Origin of the sequence: Lysinibacillus sp. JNUCC-52 (assembly GCF_015999545.1) — a bacterium.
In the GTDB taxonomy this organism is placed as follows: Bacteria; Bacillota; Bacilli; order Bacillales_A; family Planococcaceae; genus Lysinibacillus.
This window is the reverse complement of record NZ_CP065546.1, coordinates 3,221,009-3,238,816: the sequence shown is the minus strand read 5'-3', so window position 1 is coordinate 3,238,816 and position 17,808 is coordinate 3,221,009. Positions and strand designations below refer to the sequence as shown.

12 protein-coding genes, 9 tRNA genes and 3 rRNA genes are annotated in these 17,808 nt (G+C 41.9%); 2 read left to right on the top strand and 22 right to left on the bottom strand.

The genetic code is table 11. From position 1 onward, the window contains the following. Positions 1–44 precede the first annotated feature (44 nt). Positions 45–809 carry a CPBP family intramembrane glutamic endopeptidase gene (locus JNUCC52_RS16080; protein WP_337980322.1) on the top strand — a complete coding sequence of 255 codons (765 nt, stop codon included), beginning with the start codon at positions 45–47 and terminating at the stop codon, positions 807–809. A gap of 37 nt (positions 810–846) precedes the next feature. On the opposite strand, the gene tatC is transcribed toward JNUCC52_RS16080, so the two are convergent. From tatC to JNUCC52_RS16065, 3 genes are all read right to left on the bottom strand, one after another. Continuing rightward, positions 847–1,668, bottom strand: coding sequence for a twin-arginine translocase subunit TatC (gene tatC / locus JNUCC52_RS16075; protein ID WP_228134171.1), 822 nt, complete (start codon positions 1,666–1,668; stop codon positions 847–849). A gap of 20 nt (positions 1,669–1,688) precedes the next feature. Continuing rightward, the gene (locus JNUCC52_RS16070) at positions 1,689–1,904 is read right to left on the bottom strand and encodes a twin-arginine translocase TatA/TatE family subunit (RefSeq protein ID WP_228134172.1); all 216 of its coding nucleotides are present in this window, start codon (positions 1,902–1,904) and stop codon (positions 1,689–1,691) included. A gap of 117 nt (positions 1,905–2,021) precedes the next feature. Beyond that, positions 2,022–2,657 carry a redox-sensing transcriptional repressor Rex gene (locus tag JNUCC52_RS16065; RefSeq protein WP_228134173.1) on the bottom strand — a complete coding sequence of 212 codons (636 nt, stop codon included), beginning with the start codon at positions 2,655–2,657 and terminating at the stop codon, positions 2,022–2,024. 436 nt (positions 2,658–3,093) lie between these two features. Between JNUCC52_RS16065 and JNUCC52_RS16060 the strand changes: the two genes are divergently transcribed. Continuing rightward, positions 3,094–5,037: an ABC transporter ATP-binding protein gene (locus JNUCC52_RS16060; RefSeq protein WP_337980321.1), complete on the top strand. Its 1,944-nt coding sequence runs from the start codon at positions 3,094–3,096 to the stop codon at positions 5,035–5,037. 464 nt (positions 5,038–5,501) lie between these two features. Here the strand turns inward: JNUCC52_RS16060 and tsaD are convergent, their stop codons facing one another. The 19 genes from tsaD to JNUCC52_RS15965 form a co-directional block, all read right to left on the bottom strand. Next, entirely contained in the window at positions 5,502–6,521 is a 1,020-nt protein-coding gene (tsaD, locus tag JNUCC52_RS16055; protein WP_228134175.1) for a tRNA (adenosine(37)-N6)-threonylcarbamoyltransferase complex transferase subunit TsaD, read from the bottom strand. Continuing rightward, positions 6,521–6,973, bottom strand: coding sequence for a ribosomal protein S18-alanine N-acetyltransferase (gene rimI, locus JNUCC52_RS16050; protein ID WP_228134176.1), 453 nt, complete (start codon positions 6,971–6,973; stop codon positions 6,521–6,523). The genes tsaD and rimI overlap by 1 nt, the downstream gene beginning before the upstream one ends. Beyond that, entirely contained in the window at positions 6,966–7,673 is a 708-nt protein-coding gene (gene tsaB / locus JNUCC52_RS16045) for a tRNA (adenosine(37)-N6)-threonylcarbamoyltransferase complex dimerization subunit type 1 TsaB (RefSeq protein ID WP_228134177.1), read from the bottom strand. Before tsaB ends, rimI begins: the two co-directional genes overlap by 8 nt. After that, complete coding sequence (tsaE, locus tag JNUCC52_RS16040; RefSeq protein WP_228134178.1) at positions 7,670–8,122, bottom strand: tRNA (adenosine(37)-N6)-threonylcarbamoyltransferase complex ATPase subunit type 1 TsaE; 453 nt, start codon at positions 8,120–8,122, stop codon at positions 7,670–7,672. The genes tsaB and tsaE overlap by 4 nt, the downstream gene beginning before the upstream one ends. Positions 8,123–8,233: 111 nt before the next feature. Continuing rightward, the gene (locus tag JNUCC52_RS16035) at positions 8,234–8,563 is read right to left on the bottom strand and encodes a hypothetical protein (protein WP_228134179.1); all 330 of its coding nucleotides are present in this window, start codon (positions 8,561–8,563) and stop codon (positions 8,234–8,236) included. Positions 8,564–8,728: 165 nt separating this feature from the next. Beyond that, positions 8,729–8,804 (bottom strand) — tRNA-Asp (locus JNUCC52_RS16030). A gap of 146 nt (positions 8,805–8,950) precedes the next feature. Beyond that, a 5S ribosomal RNA gene (gene rrf, locus JNUCC52_RS16025) occupies positions 8,951–9,066 on the bottom strand. 103 nt (positions 9,067–9,169) lie between these two features. Continuing rightward, positions 9,170–12,097 (bottom strand): 23S ribosomal RNA (locus tag JNUCC52_RS16020). A 243-nt stretch (positions 12,098–12,340) separates the two neighbouring features. Beyond that, positions 12,341–13,892, bottom strand: a 16S ribosomal RNA gene (locus JNUCC52_RS16015). The 16S, 23S and 5S rRNA genes sit together here with 9 tRNA genes alongside, the layout of an rRNA operon. A 211-nt stretch (positions 13,893–14,103) precedes the next feature. Continuing rightward, positions 14,104–14,177 (bottom strand) — tRNA-Gly (locus JNUCC52_RS16010). A 19-nt stretch (positions 14,178–14,196) separates the two neighbouring features. After that, positions 14,197–14,273: transfer RNA gene (locus JNUCC52_RS16005), tRNA-Arg, on the bottom strand. 29 nt (positions 14,274–14,302) lie between these two features. Continuing rightward, positions 14,303–14,388 (bottom strand) — tRNA-Leu (locus JNUCC52_RS16000). A gap of 68 nt (positions 14,389–14,456) precedes the next feature. Next, positions 14,457–14,529: transfer RNA gene (locus JNUCC52_RS15995), tRNA-Lys, on the bottom strand. 16 nt (positions 14,530–14,545) lie between these two features. After that, positions 14,546–14,620, bottom strand: a tRNA-Gln gene (locus JNUCC52_RS15990). Between the two features lie 5 nt (positions 14,621–14,625). Next, a tRNA-Asp gene (locus tag JNUCC52_RS15985) sits at positions 14,626–14,701 on the bottom strand. A gap of 29 nt (positions 14,702–14,730) precedes the next feature. Beyond that, a tRNA-Glu gene (locus JNUCC52_RS15980) sits at positions 14,731–14,802 on the bottom strand. Between the two features lies 1 nt (position 14,803). After that, positions 14,804–14,880: transfer RNA gene (locus JNUCC52_RS15975), tRNA-Asn, on the bottom strand. A 79-nt stretch (positions 14,881–14,959) separates the two neighbouring features. Continuing rightward, positions 14,960–15,433 carry a SprT family protein gene (locus tag JNUCC52_RS15970; RefSeq protein WP_228134180.1) on the bottom strand — a complete coding sequence of 158 codons (474 nt, stop codon included), beginning with the start codon at positions 15,431–15,433 and terminating at the stop codon, positions 14,960–14,962. 66 nt (positions 15,434–15,499) lie between these two features. Further along, positions 15,500–17,674: a Tex family protein gene (locus JNUCC52_RS15965; RefSeq protein WP_337980320.1), complete on the bottom strand. Its 2,175-nt coding sequence runs from the start codon at positions 17,672–17,674 to the stop codon at positions 15,500–15,502. Between the last annotated feature and the right edge of the window lie 134 nt (positions 17,675–17,808).

The window sequence follows — 17,808 nt, the reverse complement described above, 5'->3', positions numbered from 1 at the left end:
TGTTTTCTTTCCATATTCCTCTACAATAGAAAGGTAGCTTATGAATGGAAAGGATTTTGACTGTGAATAATACTTTAAAAAACGTACAGCATAAAAAAACCGCTCTCTATGTTTTAATTGTTTACATTATCATGCAATTATCAGGCAAATGGTTACTTTTACCGTTTCATAAATTCGTGATGAGTACAACAGGTTTACCTCCTGAGCAAGCGGCCCCTATTACACAAGGCTGGTATATCGCTCTCAGCTTTGCCATTGCATTAGTTTTAAGTTTGATTTTAACTACTCGCGATAAAGCGTTTTGGAATATCTATCAAGGTAAAAAAGAGTCTATTCCCCTTACAATCTTATGGGGTGTTCTAGGTTTCTTCCTTGTGTTCTTTGGACAAATGATTGGTGCTGCTATTGAAATGGCTGTATTCGGGATCGAGGGTGGCTCAGAAAACACCGCTGATATAGTGGCGATAGCAAAAGGTGCTCCAATTGCCATTTTAGCGATTGTTGTTTTTGGCCCAATTTTAGAGGAATTCGTCTTCCGTCGTGTTATTTTTGGCTCACTCGTCCAAACGACTAATTTCTGGGTGGCAGCCATTGTCAGTGCTATTTTCTTTGCAATAATTCATTTCGATTTCTCACATATTCTGTTATATACCATATGTGGTCTAATCTTTGCTTTCTTATACCACAAAACAAAACGGATTTGGACATCGATTATTGCCCATGTCATGCTAAACGGCTTCGTAACACTCGTACAATTTAACGCAGAACCGCTGCAAAAGTTTTTAGAAGAACTGCAAAAAATGCAATAAAAAAAGAGCTAGATGTGAAAACATCTAGCTCTTTTTATTAGTCATTTAATTCTTCAATTTGTCGTCGCTGCTCAGCTAACAAACGCTCAACTTGCTCGCGTTCTGCTTCTTTACGCTCTTCCTCTAAAAGCAATGCCTCGGCTTGTAAAAACTTTCGATAGCCTCTGCGTGCTATGATAATACTAACCTCATAAATTACAAATAGCGGAATTGCTACGATAACGTTTGAAATAAAATCTGGCGGTGCAAGAAATACCGCAATAACGACTAACCCGAAATATGCATATTTTCTGAATTTCACCATCAGTTCAGGATTTAATATACCTAAACGCGCTAAAAATAACGTCACTACAGGTAACTGAAAAATGATTCCAAACGGCATGACTAAACGAAATAAAAATGAAAAATATTCGTTAATACCAATTGTTTGCTGTATTTCTAATTCTGTAGATAAACCCATCATAAAGTGCATGACATAGGGAAATAACACAAAATATGAAAATGAAGCTCCTGCTAAAAATAGAAAAAACGAATATGGAATATATTTTAAAGTTGCCTTGCGTTCTGTCTCATGTAACCCTGGTGTAATAAACAACCAAAGTTGATGAAGAAGCAACGGTGAACTTATCACAAATGCGATTGCAACCGTCACTTGTAAATATACGACAAGTGGATCGGTCACTTTAAATGCGTTTAAAGTTAGTTGCTCCGCTTCTTTACTATATTGAATATGTTTAATAAGTGGTTCGGCTAGATAAAAGCCAACTATAAGTGCAATAACAAAGAAAACAGCGCAAATAAAGAGCCGTTTTCTTAGTTCTTCTAAATGCTCTACAACTGTTAATTCTCTTGGATTCATATTAAATTGACATCCTTAACTTACTTAACGTTATCATTTTCTTTATGTTCAATTATTTTCTTTTTTGTATCATCATCGTCATCAGCTAAACCTTTTGTTGCATTTTTAAATTCGCGAAGTGTAGAACCCATTGCCTTACCTAGCTCAGGTAATTTCTTTGGTCCGAATATTAAAATTGCAACCACACCGATAATAACTAGGCTAACTGGTGTGAAAGCACTTAAGTGCACAACCATTGCAGCCACCTCCTCTTATATATATATCATTTTAACTTAAATTTTTTCGTTTGGCGAATTTATTTCAATAGTTTAAACACCATCATTTGTAACAGTTTACAAATTTGTGAATGCCCTTTATTTATCGCTATTTCGGATTAAGTAAATAAGCGCTTGTAATTCTACCGACAAATCTATCGTTAATAATTTCATAGTATCTGGTACGGTAATACGCTCTGGTGTAAAGTTTAAAATGCCTTTTGCATTCATTGCAGCTAAACGATCTGCCATCTTCTGAGCCGAGCGTGAAGATACAGTTAAAATAGCAAGGTCTGCTCCATATTCAGCGTACTTTTCTTCTAATAAGTCGGGATGATACACAGGAATATTGCTTATCATTTTCCCTTCCTTTGGTGCCTTTGAGTCAAATGCAACTACAATATGCGTATTATGATTTTTTTGGAAATTATACTTTAAAAATGCATTCCCTAAGTTCCCCACACCGATTAACGCTACTTTTGTTGTTTCATGCTGATCAAGTGTTTGGCTAAAAAACTTCAATAGATGCTGAACATCATAGCCATATCCCTTTTTGCCAAGCGCACCAAAATAAGAAAAATCACGACGAATCGTTGCAGAATCGATTTTCATCGCCTCGCTCAATTCCTTCGATGAAATACGTTCCATTCCTTCTTGCGCAAAGTTTTGGATAAATCGATAGTAAAGAGGAAGTCTTTTCGTTGTGGCTTGTGGAATTTTTACTTCTTGTTTCAAACTTTTTCCTCCTTATAAACACATCAAATTCACCTAAGCGTATTTGAATACTCATTTTAAAACATGCTTATATGAATCAGTTACATCTCTCAGCGTATTTGCGTCTCATAATTTTTTGTGAGCATGTAAAAAAGGCTCCCAATGAAATCTAGGGCATTCGCTGGCTGTTAACTTGATTCAGACGGGTTTCAACCCACACTGAGTTCAATGCATATTTAATATTCATCTTCCACTTCTATAAATGGATGACTTCTGCTAAAGCGAGTTAATATTTTCACATCAACTGGAGGATTTCCCTTTAGTTAACTGCGCGTTTTACGCCACTAACTAAAGAGAAATCGTTTCAATCTTACATGACAGCTTAGAATAAGTAAAGCACTGGCATTGCAAGCAATTCCGTCATCCTTTACACTAAGAAAGAATTGAGGTGTCAAGAATGATTGTATTACAAGTCAATCAACTATATAAATCCTTTATTGCAGATGAAATTTTAAGTGGTGTCAAACTAGAAGTTCAACACCGTGATCGTGTAGCATTAGTCGGACGTAACGGAGCTGGTAAATCCACTTTACTAAAAATCATCGCTGGGCAATTGTCATATGATTCTGGCGATATTATTATTCCGAAGGGCGTACAAGTTGGCTATTTAGAACAACATGCGGGTCTAAATTCAACTTTATCAATTTGGGACGAAATGATGACAATTTTCGAACCGCTTCTTGGACAAGAAAAAACATTACGTTCGCTTGAACAGCAAATGGCTGATCCAGCGGTTTATGAAAAGCCAGAAATGTATGCAAAGGTCATGTCCGAATATGACCAATTACAGCATGATTTTAAAGATGCAGGCGGCTATCAATACGAATCTGATACGCGCTCTGTACTTCATGGTATGCAATTTTACCCAGAGGATTATGAAAAAGCAATTAGCTCATTATCAGGTGGTCAACGAACTCGTTTAGCTCTTGCTAAGCTTCTATTAAGTAAGCCAGACTTATTAATTCTCGACGAGCCAACTAACCATTTAGATATTGAAACACTTTCTTGGTTAGAGACTTATTTAAAAGGCTATGAAGGTGCTATTTTAATCGTATCCCATGACCGTTACTTTTTAGACCAAGTTGTCTCTATCGTCTATGAGGTTTCTCGTCATCGCGTTACGAAATATACTGGAAACTACAGTGCTTATTTAGACGAAAAGGCGAAAACCTATGAGCGCGATGTCAAAATGTTTGAACGCCAGCAAGATGAGAAAGCAAAACTTGAGGATTTTATTCAAAAAAATATAGCCCGTGCTTCTACGACAAAAATGGCACAAAGCCGACGCAAAATGCTTGAACGTACAGAATGGATGGACTCTCCTGACGGTAACGAAAAATCAGCTAGCTTTGGCTTTACGATAGAGCGACAAAGTGGCAATGATGTGCTCTCTATTGACTCCTTAACTGTTGGCTACGGTGACAAGCAAATATCTAGTGGTATCTCACTACGAACGTTTCGAGAAGATCGCATAGCACTAGTAGGGCCTAATGGTGTTGGTAAATCGACATTATTAAAAACGATTGTCAAAGACCTGTCCCCACTTGCTGGAGAAATACGTTATGGCACTAATGTGCAAATTGGCTATTACGATCAAGAACAGGCAAAGCTGTCGAGCAATAAAAGTGTTTTAAAAGAGCTATGGGATGAATGGCCCTTAATGAATGAAAAAGACATTCGCACTGTACTTGGCCGCTTTTTATTCAGTGGAGAAGATGTGGATAAAGCCGTCAATTCTTTATCTGGTGGTGAGAAGGCTCGCCTTGCATTAGCAAAGTTAATGATGCAAAAGGCGAATTTCTTAGTTCTCGATGAGCCTACCAACCACTTAGACTTAGATAGTAAAGAAGTATTGGAAAATGCCTTAATTGATTACCCTGGAACACTTCTTTTCGTATCGCATGACCGTTATTTTATTAATCGAATTGCAACGAAAGTAGTGGAGCTTTCAGGCGAAGGTTCATTTGAGTATTTAGGTGATTACGATTATTACCTTGAAAAAAAACAGGAACTTTTTGAAATTGCTCAAATGAAGGCTGCTTCTCAACCGCAATTACAAGCAACTGCTCCTGAAAAGACCTCTACCTCTACAATAGATAAAGAGGCAAAAAAACGTGAGCGCCAAATTAGACGTTCTATAGAAGAATTAGAAATCAATATGCAAGAGGCTGCTACAGAAATCGCTCGTTTAGAAGAGGCTCTCTGTGATCCTGAAATTTTCACTGACCATGAGAAAATTTCACAACTTCAAGGTGAGTTAGCTACTATAAAAGACCAGCATGAAGTTATTGAAATGGAATGGCTCGAGCTAAATGAGGAACTAGAAAAGATTATTTTATAAACTCTCAAAAAGTCATATGCTATGTCATATGGCTTTTTTCTTTACTCGTCTTTATTTTTCATATATATTGGTCAAGTGCTATTTTTCGACAAAAAATGCCCACAACTTTATACACACTATAAAACTAGTAATACCAACATATCAACAGACTTTTCCACACTGTCCACAATTTCAAATTATTTAATCCACATAGTTCTGTGTAAAATGCGCTACTATATATAGAATAATCACAACTTATGCACAAGTTATCCACAATTTGTGCATAAGTACGAATGTTCGCAGTTTTTTTATGCACTTTTTTCACAGTTCCTGTGGATAATTTTCTGAAAAATTTGTCAATTAATTATTTCTCTATTATAGGTATATATTTTCTAGCATTTTTCGCAATTTTATTCATGTTAATATTTCTATATAAATAAAAAAAGAGAGGGCTCAAAAAACTCTGAGCCCTCTCATTCAAATATTTATTCAACCCATGATTTTAATTCCATACCTGGGCGGCCATTCATCATCATATTTCCACGAATGCCTGCCTCGAACATCGGTGTTGCAGCTGCTCCTATCATTGCCGCATTGTCTGTACATAGCTTCAATGGAGGTACAAAAAAAGGAATACCCTCTTTAGCAAATACCGCCTCAAGGGATGTACGCAAACCTTTATTAGCTGCAACCCCACCTGCTGCGATTACTTGTTTCACTTTGTATTCGCGCGCTGCCCGTAATGTTTTTGCAGTTAGTACTTCTACTACACTTTCCTGAAAGCCTTTTGCAACAGCAGTCGGGGAAATCGCTTCACCGCGTTGATCCATATTGTGCTTATAGTTAATTACTGCTGATTTTAAACCGCTAAAACTAAAATCATACGACTCTTCCTCTAGCCATACACGTGGAAAAGCGACCGCTTCTTGTCCTTCATGTGCTAACTGATCAATACGAGGACCTCCTGGATAAGGCAAGCCTAATACACGTGCAACTTTATCATAGGCTTCGCCTGCCGCATCATCCCGCGTTTCTCCTATTACTTCAAATGAACCATGTTCTTTCATATAAACAAGTTCTGTATGTCCCCCTGATACAACAAGGGCTAGAAGTGGAAACTCCATTGGTTGGACAAGTGCATTGGCATAAATATGACCCGCAATATGATGTACACCTAAAATTGGTACATTATTAGCAAATGCAAACGCCTTTGCGGCATTAATGCCAATTAACAGTGCCCCTACAAGACCAGGACCTTCTGTAACCGCTACTGCATCTAGGTCAGATGGCTTCATATTTGCTTGTTTTAGCGCTTCTTCAATAACAACCGTAATTTGCTCAACATGGTGACGTGATGCAATTTCGGGTACTACGCCACCAAAACGCTTATGGCTCTCTATTTGTGAAGCAACTACATTTGAAACAATATCAGAACCATTACGAATAATAGCCGCTGCCGTTTCATCACAGCTGGACTCAATTGCTAAAATAACTCGATTTTCCATTATAAATTCACCCACATGACTAGGGCATCCTCCCCGTTATCTGTATAGTAACCTTTACGTATGCCACCATCCTGGAAGGCAAGCTTGCGATAAAGATTTTGTGCCACTATATTCGTTTCACGTACTTCTAGACTCATAACGTCCATTCCATGCTCACGTGCAATACGCATCGCTTCCCGCATTAAGCCTTCTCCAATTCCTCGACCACGAGCTGCTTCAGTAACAGCCACATTTGTAATTTGAGCCGCATCTATGACCATCCACATTCCACAAAAACCTATTATAGTATTGTTCTCATCTACTGCTAAAACATAATGTGCATATTGATTTTCATGCATCTCATAGTAAAAAGAATCCAATGTCCAGGGCGTCGGGAATGTAGCAAGTTCAATCGCATATACCGCTGGAACATCCTCAGATACCATTTTACGATACATTACATTACTACTCATGTGCCTTCTCCTTTTGTTCTTTTAACCAATTTGCTTCAGCCTCCGCAATACGTTTATATTGCGGAATAAAATGATGGACTTCCTCCACATTCGGTAAGTTCTCCATGCTAGCTAGATGAATGGCTGCACTCGCACGTGGCAAGTCGTCATGAAGAGGTGCACGATAGGCATTATGTCCAATGACTTCAACAATTTTATCCCAGAATAGATCAACATCTACCCCTATAAATAATATAGGTGCATCTAAATCCTTCAAACGGGCTAACAGTCCATCAATATGATCATGATAATCCTCTATAACTACATCCAGCTTTGGTCCCTTATAAACAGCTGTATATACATTGCCTCGACGTGCATCAAATATAGGACAAATTAGTCCATTAAAAAGTGCTGCATTTGCTGCTAATATTTTTAAACTTGAAACACCAACTAATGGCTTCTGTAATGTCCATGCTAATGTTTTAGCAAGCGTTACACCTATTCGTACACCTGTATATGACCCTGGTCCTTCTGATACAGCAATGGCTTCTAACTCATTTGGCTTGACACCAACATTAGCTAAAATCGTTTCAATCGCTGGCATTGCTCCTGCAGAATGCGTTACTTTTATATTTTGTACAACCTCTGCCAACACTTTTCCGTCCTTAACAACTGCAACAGAAAGTGGCGCATTAGCTGTTTCAATTCCCAACCAAATCATCTCATTAGCTCCTCACATATTGCCTCATATCGCTTACCATAAGGCATTAACACAAATCGTCGTTCATTTTCACCAACACGGTAAATTTCAATTCCTAACCGCTCTTTGGGTAAATCCTGTTCAATTAAATGTGCCCATTCGATAACAGATACCGCATCACCATAAAATAGCTCGTCCCACCCAAGATCCTCATCGCTTTCCGCCAAGCGATATACATCTAAATGATTAAAGGGTAAACGTCCCTCATATTGTTTCACAATAGTAAATGTAGGGCTATTAACCGTTCTAGTTACGCCGAGACCTTTTGCTAAAGCTTTTGTAAATGTCGTTTTCCCAGCACCTAAGTCGCCCTCTAATGTAATTGTATCTTGTGCCACAAGTAAATTTGCTAGCTTCATGGCAAATTGCTCTGTATCTTCTAGTGAATTCATTATTATTTCAAATTTCATCTCTAAGTCCTCTCCTAGCTCATTACTTCTAGTTTACCGAAACACGCGCAAATGTTCAAAGTTTCGGGTTAATTTCAAAAAAATAAACACGCCTTCATGTTGAAGACGTGTTTACTCCCTTGTGGAATATCCCTTCACAGCAATTTCCTCTTTTCCTACAAGTTTATTATCTTTAAATTGAACGATATATGCTTGTGTCAAAAGTACTTCATCATTCCAGCGATAATAATTACTGCTAACCCTCTCACTAGCACGACCACCGGCAATTTCCACTACTTCCATATAGGTCATACCTTCCGTTAATTGTTCAAATTCATTTTCATTCATATATTTTTGCCAATGATATGAATTAGCTTCCTCTATATCAATAAACGGTTTTCCACAAGCAACTTCAAGTATTGAAATTAACCAAAATATGCAGAAGCGTAATCCTATGAACACACCTCCATTCTCCGTTACAAAATCTATACTGTCTATAGATATGCAATTCAAAATGATTTTGTGCCCAATTATATAGAATTAGCAATTATCCATTTTGATAGTTCAAAGTAAAAAAAAAAGCTCTTACGATATATGCATATCATAAGAACTGTATATTTAAATAAATGGCGGTCCCGACCGGGATCGAACCGGCGATCTCCTGCGTGACAGGCAGGCATGTTAACCGCTACACCACGGGACCTCTTTAAGACATATATAAATATAACATATAATATTTTAAAGTACAATACTATTTTTATATTTTTAGATAAAAATAATAGTTTTTAATAGACCTAGACCTATTTTATGAAAACAAAAAACAGTCAGCACTCAGCTGACTGTCTAATTGCCTAGCGACGTCCTACTCTCACAGGGGGAAGCCCCCAACTACCATCGGCGCTAAAGAGCTTAACTTCCGTGTTCGGTATGGGAACGGGTGTGACCTCTTTGCCATCATCACTAGACTATGTTCGGCTTTCAATATACATCGTATCTTGAAACCCTCTTAATTGAAAGTGTTGTTCTTTCAAAACTGGATAAACGGTTCATTGAATGTTTCAAACTTTTTTGGTTAAGTCCTCGATCGATTAGTATTCGTCAGCTCCATGTGTCACCACACTTCCACCTCGAACCTATCTACCTCATCGTCTTTGAGGGATCTTACTTACTTGCGTAATGGGAAATCTCATCTTGAGGGGGGCTTCATGCTTAGATGCTTTCAGCACTTATCCCGTCCACACATAGCTACCCAGCGATGCCTTTGGCAAGACAACTGGTACACCAGCGGTGTGTCCATCCCGGTCCTCTCGTACTAAGGACAGCTCCTCTCAAATTTCCTACGCCCACGACGGATAGGGACCGAACTGTCTCACGACGTTCTGAACCCAGCTCGCGTACCGCTTTAATGGGCGAACAGCCCAACCCTTGGGACCGACTACAGCCCCAGGATGCGATGAGCCGACATCGAGGTGCCAAACCTCCCCGTCGATGTGGACTCTTGGGGGAGATAAGCCTGTTATCCCCGGGGTAGCTTTTATCCGTTGAGCGATGGCCCTTCCATGCGGAACCACCGGATCACTAAGCCCGTCTTTCGACCCTGCTCGACTTGTAGGTCTCGCAGTCAAGCTCCCTTGTGCCTTTACACTCTACGAATGATTTCCAACCATTCTGAGGGAACCTTTGGGCGCCTCCGTTACCTTTTAGGAGGCGACCGCCCCAGTCAAACTGTCCGCCTGACACTGTCTCCTGCCCCGCTAAGGGGCATGGGTTAGAATTTCAATACAACCAGGGTAGTATCCCACCGACGCCTCCTTCGAAGCTGGCGCTCCGAGATCTCTGGCTCCTACCTATCCTGTACAAGTTGTACCAAAATTCAATATCAGGCTACAGTAAAGCTCCACGGGGTCTTTCCGTCCTGTCGCGGGTAACCTGCATCTTCACAGGTACTATAATTTCACCGAGTCTCTCGTTGAGACAGTGCCCAGATCGTTACGCCTTTCGTGCGGGTCGGAACTTACCCGACAAGGAATTTCGCTACCTTAGGACCGTTATAGTTACGGCCGCCGTTTACTGGGGCTTCAATTCGCAGCTTCGCTTGCGCTAACCACTCCTCTTAACCTTCCAGCACCGGGCAGGCGTCAGCCCCTATACGTCACCTTACGGTTTTGCAGAGACCTGTGTTTTTGCTAAACAGTCGCCTGGGCCTATTCACTGCGGCTCTCGTGCGCTTGCACGCTCAAGAGCACCCCTTCTCCCGAAGTTACGGGGTCATTTTGCCGAGTTCCTTAACGAGAGTTCTCTCGCACACCTTAGGATTCTCTCCTCGACTACCTGTGTCGGTTTGCGGTACGGGCACCTCTCACCTCGATAGAGGCTTTTCTTGGCAGTGTGAAATCAGGAACTTCGTCCATACGGACTCGCCATCACAGCTCAACGTTACAGTGTGCGGATTTGCCTACACACACGCCTTACTGCTTGGACGCGCACAACCAACGGCGCGCTTACCCTATCCTACTGCGTCCCCCCATTTCTCAAACGGTGAGGAGGTGGTACAGGAATATCAACCTGTTGTCCATCGCCTACGCCTATCGGCCTCGGCTTAGGTCCCGACTAACCCTGAGCGGACGAGCCTTCCTCAGGAAACCTTAGTCATACGGTGGACGGGATTCTCACCCGTCTTTCGCTACTCATACCGGCATTCTCACTTCTAAGCGCTCCACCAGTCCTTCCGGTCTGACTTCAACGCACTTAGAACGCTCTCCTACCACTGACATCGTAGATGTCAATCCACAGCTTCGGTGAATCGTTTAGCCCCGATACATTTTCGGCGCAGCGTCACTCGACCAGTGAGCTATTACGCACTCTTTAAATGATGGCTGCTTCTAAGCCAACATCCTGGTTGTCTGTGCAACGCCACATCCTTTTCCACTTAACGATTACTTTGGGACCTTAGCTGGTGGTCTGGGCTGTTTCCCTTTTGACTACGGATCTTATCACTCGCAGTCTGACTCCCGTGTATAAATATCTGGCATTCGGAGTTTGTCTGAATTCGGTAAACCGGGATGGCCCCCTAGTCCAAACAGTGCTCTACCTCCAGTATTCTCATCACGAGGCTAGCCCTAAAGCTATTTCGGAGAGAACCAGCTATCTCCAAGTTCGATTGGAATTTCTCCGCTACCCACACCTCATCCCCGCACTTTTCAACGTGCGTGGGTTCGGGCCTCCAGTAAGTGTTACCTCACCTTCACCCTGGACATGGGTAGATCACCTGGTTTCGGGTCTACGACCACGTACTAATTCGCCCTATTCAGACTCGCTTTCGCTGCGGCTCCGCCTTCTAAAGCTTAACCTCGCACGTAATCGTAACTCGCCGGTTCATTCTACAAAAGGCACGCTATCACCCATTAACGGGCTCTAACTACTTGTAGGCACACGGTTTCAGGATCTCTTTCACTCCCCTTCCGGGGTGCTTTTCACCTTTCCCTCACGGTACTGGTTCACTATCGGTCACTAGGTAGTATTTAGCCTTGGGAGATGGTCCTCCCGGATTCCGACGGAATTTCACGTGTTCCGCCGTACTCAGGATCCACTCTGGAGGGAATAAACTTTCGACTACAGGGCTTTTACCTGCTCTGGCGGACCTTTCCAAGTCGCTTCATCTAACTCATTCCTTTGTAACTCCGTATAGAGTGTCCTACAACCCCAAGAGGCAAGCCTCTTGGTTTGGGCTCTTCCCGTTTCGCTCGCCGCTACTCAGGGAATCGATTTTTCTTTCTCTTCCTCCAGGTACTTAGATGTTTCAGTTCCCTGGGTCTGCCTTCAAGACGCTATGTATTCACGTCAAGATACTACGCGATTAAACGTAGTGGGTTCCCCCATTCGGAAATCTCCGGATCAAAGCTCACTTACAGCTCCCCGAAGCATATCGGTGTTAGTGCCGTCCTTCTTCGGCTCCTAGTGCCAAGGCATTCGCCGTGCGCCCTTAATAACTTAACCTAGTTATTAAGCCTAAAAAACTTAATTTAAAAAATAAATGTGTTTGTTACAATTTCAATGTCGTTTTATCCAGTTTTCAAAGAACAAAGCTACTACCTGTTTCTACTTCTTCGCAGCTTTGCGACGAAAGCGTAGCGACAGGAGCAAGTATATTGAAGTATTTCATCTAATGATGAACCTTCAAAACTGAACGCAAAACGTAATCTTACAAACCCAAGGTTTGTATTCCGAAAATATCCTTAGAAAGGAGGTGATCCAGCCGCACCTTCCGATACGGCTACCTTGTTACGACTTCACCCCAATCATCTATCCCACCTTCGGCGGCTGGCTCCAAAAGGTTACCTCACCGACTTCGGGTGTTACAAACTCTCGTGGTGTGACGGGCGGTGTGTACAAGGCCCGGGAACGTATTCACCGCGGCATGCTGATCCGCGATTACTAGCGATTCCGGCTTCATGTAGGCGAGTTGCAGCCTACAATCCGAACTGAGAACGACTTTATCGGATTAGCTCCCTCTCGCGAGTTGGCAACCGTTTGTATCGTCCATTGTAGCACGTGTGTAGCCCAGGTCATAAGGGGCATGATGATTTGACGTCATCCCCACCTTCCTCCGGTTTGTCACCGGCAGTCACCTTAGAGTGCCCAACTAAATGATGGCAACTAAGATCAAGGGTTGCGCTCGTTGCGGGACTTAACCCAACATCTCACGACACGAGCTGACGACAACCATGCACCACCTGTCACCGTTGTCCCCGAAGGGAAAACTATATCTCTACAGTGGTCAACGGGATGTCAAGACCTGGTAAGGTTCTTCGCGTTGCTTCGAATTAAACCACATGCTCCACCGCTTGTGCGGGCCCCCGTCAATTCCTTTGAGTTTCAGTCTTGCGACCGTACTCCCCAGGCGGAGTGCTTAATGCGTTAGCTGCAGCACTAAGGGGCGGAAACCCCCTAACACTTAGCACTCATCGTTTACGGCGTGGACTACCAGGGTATCTAATCCTGTTTGCTCCCCACGCTTTCGCGCCTCAGTGTCAGTTACAGACCAGATAGTCGCCTTCGCCACTGGTGTTCCTCCAAATCTCTACGCATTTCACCGCTACACTTGGAATTCCACTATCCTCTTCTGCACTCAAGTCTCCCAGTTTCCAATGACCCTCCACGGTTGAGCCGTGGGCTTTCACATCAGACTTAAGAAACCACCTGCGCGCGCTTTACGCCCAATAATTCCGGACAACGCTTGCCACCTACGTATTACCGCGGCTGCTGGCACGTAGTTAGCCGTGGCTTTCTAATAAGGTACCGTCAAGGTACAGCCAGTTACTACTGTACTTGTTCTTCCCTTACAACAGAGTTTTACGAACCGAAATCCTTCTTCACTCACGCGGCGTTGCTCCATCAGGCTTTCGCCCATTGTGGAAGATTCCCTACTGCTGCCTCCCGTAGGAGTCTGGGCCGTGTCTCAGTCCCAGTGTGGCCGATCACCCTCTCAGGTCGGCTACGCATCGTTGCCTTGGTGAGCCGTTACCTCACCAACTAGCTAATGCGCCGCGGGCCCATCCTATAGCGACAGCCGAAACCGTCTTTCGGAATTGTCTCATGAGAGACAAAAGATTATTCGGTATTAGCCCCGGTTTCCCGGAGTTATCCCAAACTATAGGGTAGGTTGCCCACGTGTTACTCACCCGTCCGCCGCTAACGTCAAAGGAGCAAGCTCCTTATCTGTCCGCTCGACTTGCATGTATTAGGCACGCCGCCAGCGTTCGTCCTGAGCCAGGATCAAACTCTCCATAAAAGAAATTTGATTAGCTCAAATTGTTTTGCTGGCATCAATTTTGATGTCCAAAATTTTGTTTTGTTCGCTAACGAAGTTAGCTACTAAAAACTATATTGATTACGTTTTGCTTGTTCAGTTTTCAAGGTTCATATGTCGCCGTTTGTTTTTAGCAACTTTTACATCTTATCATCAATCGTTTATGATGTCAACATTTTTTGAAATGTTTTTTTGGAGCGGGTGATGAGAATCGAACTCACGACATCAGCTTGGAAGGCTGAGGTTTTACCATTAAACTACACCCGCAAATATTAAAATGTTATTATGGCGCGCCCGGCAGGAGTCGAACCCACAACCTTCTGATCCGTAGTCAGACGCTCTATCCAATTGAGCTACGGGCGCAAGTGTAAAATAACTGGACTAACTTGACTTGGTGCGGCCGAGAGGACTTGAACCTCCACGGGGTTGCCCCCACTAGGCCCTCAACCTAGCGCGTCTGCCGTTCCGCCACGACCGCATTCAAAATAGGAACTTTCTTATTATACTATGATAACTAGAAAAATCAACCTTTTTTCTTAAAAAAGATGAGCCATGAAGGACTCGAACCTTCGACCCTCTGATTAAAAGTCAGATGCTCTACCAACTGAGCTAATGGCTCATATATAAGAAATGAATGGCTGGGGTACTAGGATTCGAACCTAGGCATGACGGAATCAAAATCCGTTGCCTTACCGCTTGGCTATACCCCAATAAGTGGCGGTCCCGACCGGGATCGAACCGGCGATCTCCTGCGTGACAGGCAGGCATGTTAACCGCTACACCACGGGACCATTGTTACAATTATTTATATTTATGAAAATGACCCCTACGGGATTCGAACCCGTGTTACCGCCGTGAAAGGGCGGTGTCTTAACCGCTTGACCAAGGGGCCATGGCTCCGAAGGCAGGACTCGAACCTGCGACAACCTGATTAACAGTCAGGTGCTACTACCAACTGAGCTACTTCGGAATAATCATATTGTTTTGTCGTCTTTATCTTGTCGACTTTTACTATTATAAGGATAAGCTCAGTAAACGTCAATCTTTTTTTAAAACTTTTTTTGTTCAACTAACTTTAATTGCCCTGAACACTTGCCACAACAGTATCTCTTTACATTCAATCGTATTTTTCTTACATATAATTGATGGCATTTTATACATGCATATTTATATTGAGAACGTTGTTTTGCACTCCGAGCTGTAGGCTTCTGTAACGCTGAACAAAATCGAGGAGCATTCACTTTTTTTAATAAATCTCTAAAATCCTTATCTCTGTGTTGGTAGCCTTTCCCCTCTATGTGCAAATGGTAATGACATAATTCATGAAGTATTATCCCTTCTACCTCACTGACACCATACATTTCATATGCTGTTGGATTTATTTCAATATGATGTGATTGTAAAAGATAGCGACCACCTGTTGTACGCAGTCTTGTATTAAAGTATGCCCGATGCATAAATGGTTTATGAAAATGTTCTAATGAAATTCGCATTACAAGCTGTTGCAGTTCCTCATTGTTCAATACCATCACCTCTAACAATAAGAATACCACACTGCGCAGTATAGACAGTGTGGCAGTAAATTATTACTACTTTTCAATTGTTTGTTTTTCTGGAGGTAACATTGTTAACGAAATACGTCCTTTATTTACCTCAATCTGTTCCACCCAAACTGTGACAATATCACCTAGCGCCACAACTTCTAATGGATGCTTAATGCGCTTCTTTTGCAACTTCGAAATATGCACAAGCCCATCTTGCTTAACACCTATATCAACAAATGCACCGAAATCGACTACATTACGTACAGTGCCTTGTAATTCCATTCCTACCTGTAAATCTTCCATTTTTAATACATCTGTTTTAAGTAGTGGTTGTGGAAAGGCATCGCGAGGATCTCGACTTGGCTTCTTTAATGTATCCACGATATCCTGAATAGTAACAACGCCCATTCCTAATGCATTACTTAATTCTTGAACATTAAGGGATGCAATGGCTTCCTCTGCCTTTTGTGTTCCTAATTCTTTCTTATTTATATTAGCTACTTCTAAAATTTGCTCAGCAATATTGTAGCTCTCTGGGTGAATACCTGTAGCATCAAATGGGTTTTTCGCTTCAGGCACACGTAAAAATCCTATTGCTTGTTCATACGTTTTTGCACCAAGTCGCGGGATTTTCTTAAGCTGTGAGCGCGTTGTAAATTGCCCATTTTCTTCTCGTACTTTCACAATATTTTCAGCAACCGTTTTCGATAGGCCCGAAACATATTGCATTAATGAAGCTGACGCTGTATTTACATCAACACCGACTTGATTGACCGCTGTTTCTACTATAAATGATAACGACTCCGATAATTTCTTTTGAGAAACATCATGTTGATATTGTCCAACACCTACTGCTTTTGGCTCAATTTTCACTAATTCTGACAACGGATCTTGTAAACGGCGTGCAATCGAAACGGCGCTACGCTGCTCAACTTGTAAATCAGGAAATTCAGAACGTGCAATCTCTGACGCTGAATAAACGGATGCACCAGCTTCGTTAACAATCACATAAGCCACATCTGTTTTTAATTCACTCAATACATCAGCAATAAACTGCTCCGTTTCACGTGAGGCTGTACCGTTACCAATCGCAATAATCGTAATAGGATACTTCGCTAAAATTTCTTTCACCACAGCTTTTGATTTTGCCACATCTGGTTTTGGTGGGTGAGGGTAAATCGCTGTAACTTCTAGCATTTTTCCTGTTTCATCAACAACGGCTAATTTACAACCAGTTCGATAAGCTGGGTCCACGCCTAATACATATTTGCCCTTTAGTGGCGGCTGTAGTAAAAGGTTACGTAGATTTTCTGAGAAAATATGAATAGCTTGCGCCTCCGCCTTTTCTGTTAATTCATTGCGTAACTCTCTTTCTATAGATGGCTGAATTAAACGTTTGTAAGAATCCTCAATTGCAAGCTTCACCTCCGCAATAGCAGGAGATGAACCTGTAGCAGGTATCCATTCTTTCCACATAATCATTAATACGCGATCTATCGGTACTTGTATCGCAACCTTTATAACCTCTTCTTTCTCCCCACGATTCACTGCTAAAATACGGTGAGGAACAATACGGTTAACAGGTTCTTCATACTCGTAATACATTTCAAAAACCTTTTTTTCATCTAATTCCGCATTTTTTAATGTTGTTGCAAGCACGCCATCTTTCCAAGAAAAGGCACGAATTTTTTGTCTTATCCCAGCATCATCAGCAAAGCGCTCCGCCAAAATATCACGCGCCCCAGCTAATGCATCTTCTACCGTTGCAACATTTTCATTGTCTACAAAGTCTTGAGCTAACTGGTCTAATGCTCCATTACGATACTCTAGCAAAAGGTCGGCTAGAGGTTCTAATCCTTTTTCCTTTGCAATTGTCGCCTTCGTACGTCGTTTTTGCTTATATGGACGATATAAATCTTCAACACGCTGTAGAACAGTCGCAATTTGGATAGCATTTTCAAGCTCAGGAGTTAGCTTATCCTGTTCTTGAATTAAACGAAGAACCTCTTCTTTACGTTGTTCAAGTTGCTGTATGTAATGGTAACGATCTTCTACAGCTTTAATTTGCACCTCGTCCAAAGAACCCGTAGCCTCTTTTCGATAACGCGCGATAAACGGAACGGTGTTGCCCTCATCTAATAATTTTATCACTGCCTCTGCTTGATTTGGTCTGATAGCTACATCCTTTGCAATAAGCTGTAACATTTGTTTTTGTTCCACATTATCACTACCTTTTTTCTTTTCATTTTACCACTACACTTCAATAAAAAACCAAGGATAGTCTATCTAATGGAAAAAGCAGACAAAAATATAAGGTGCTTATTGCTATCGGATGGAGTAATCCGCTAGTAATA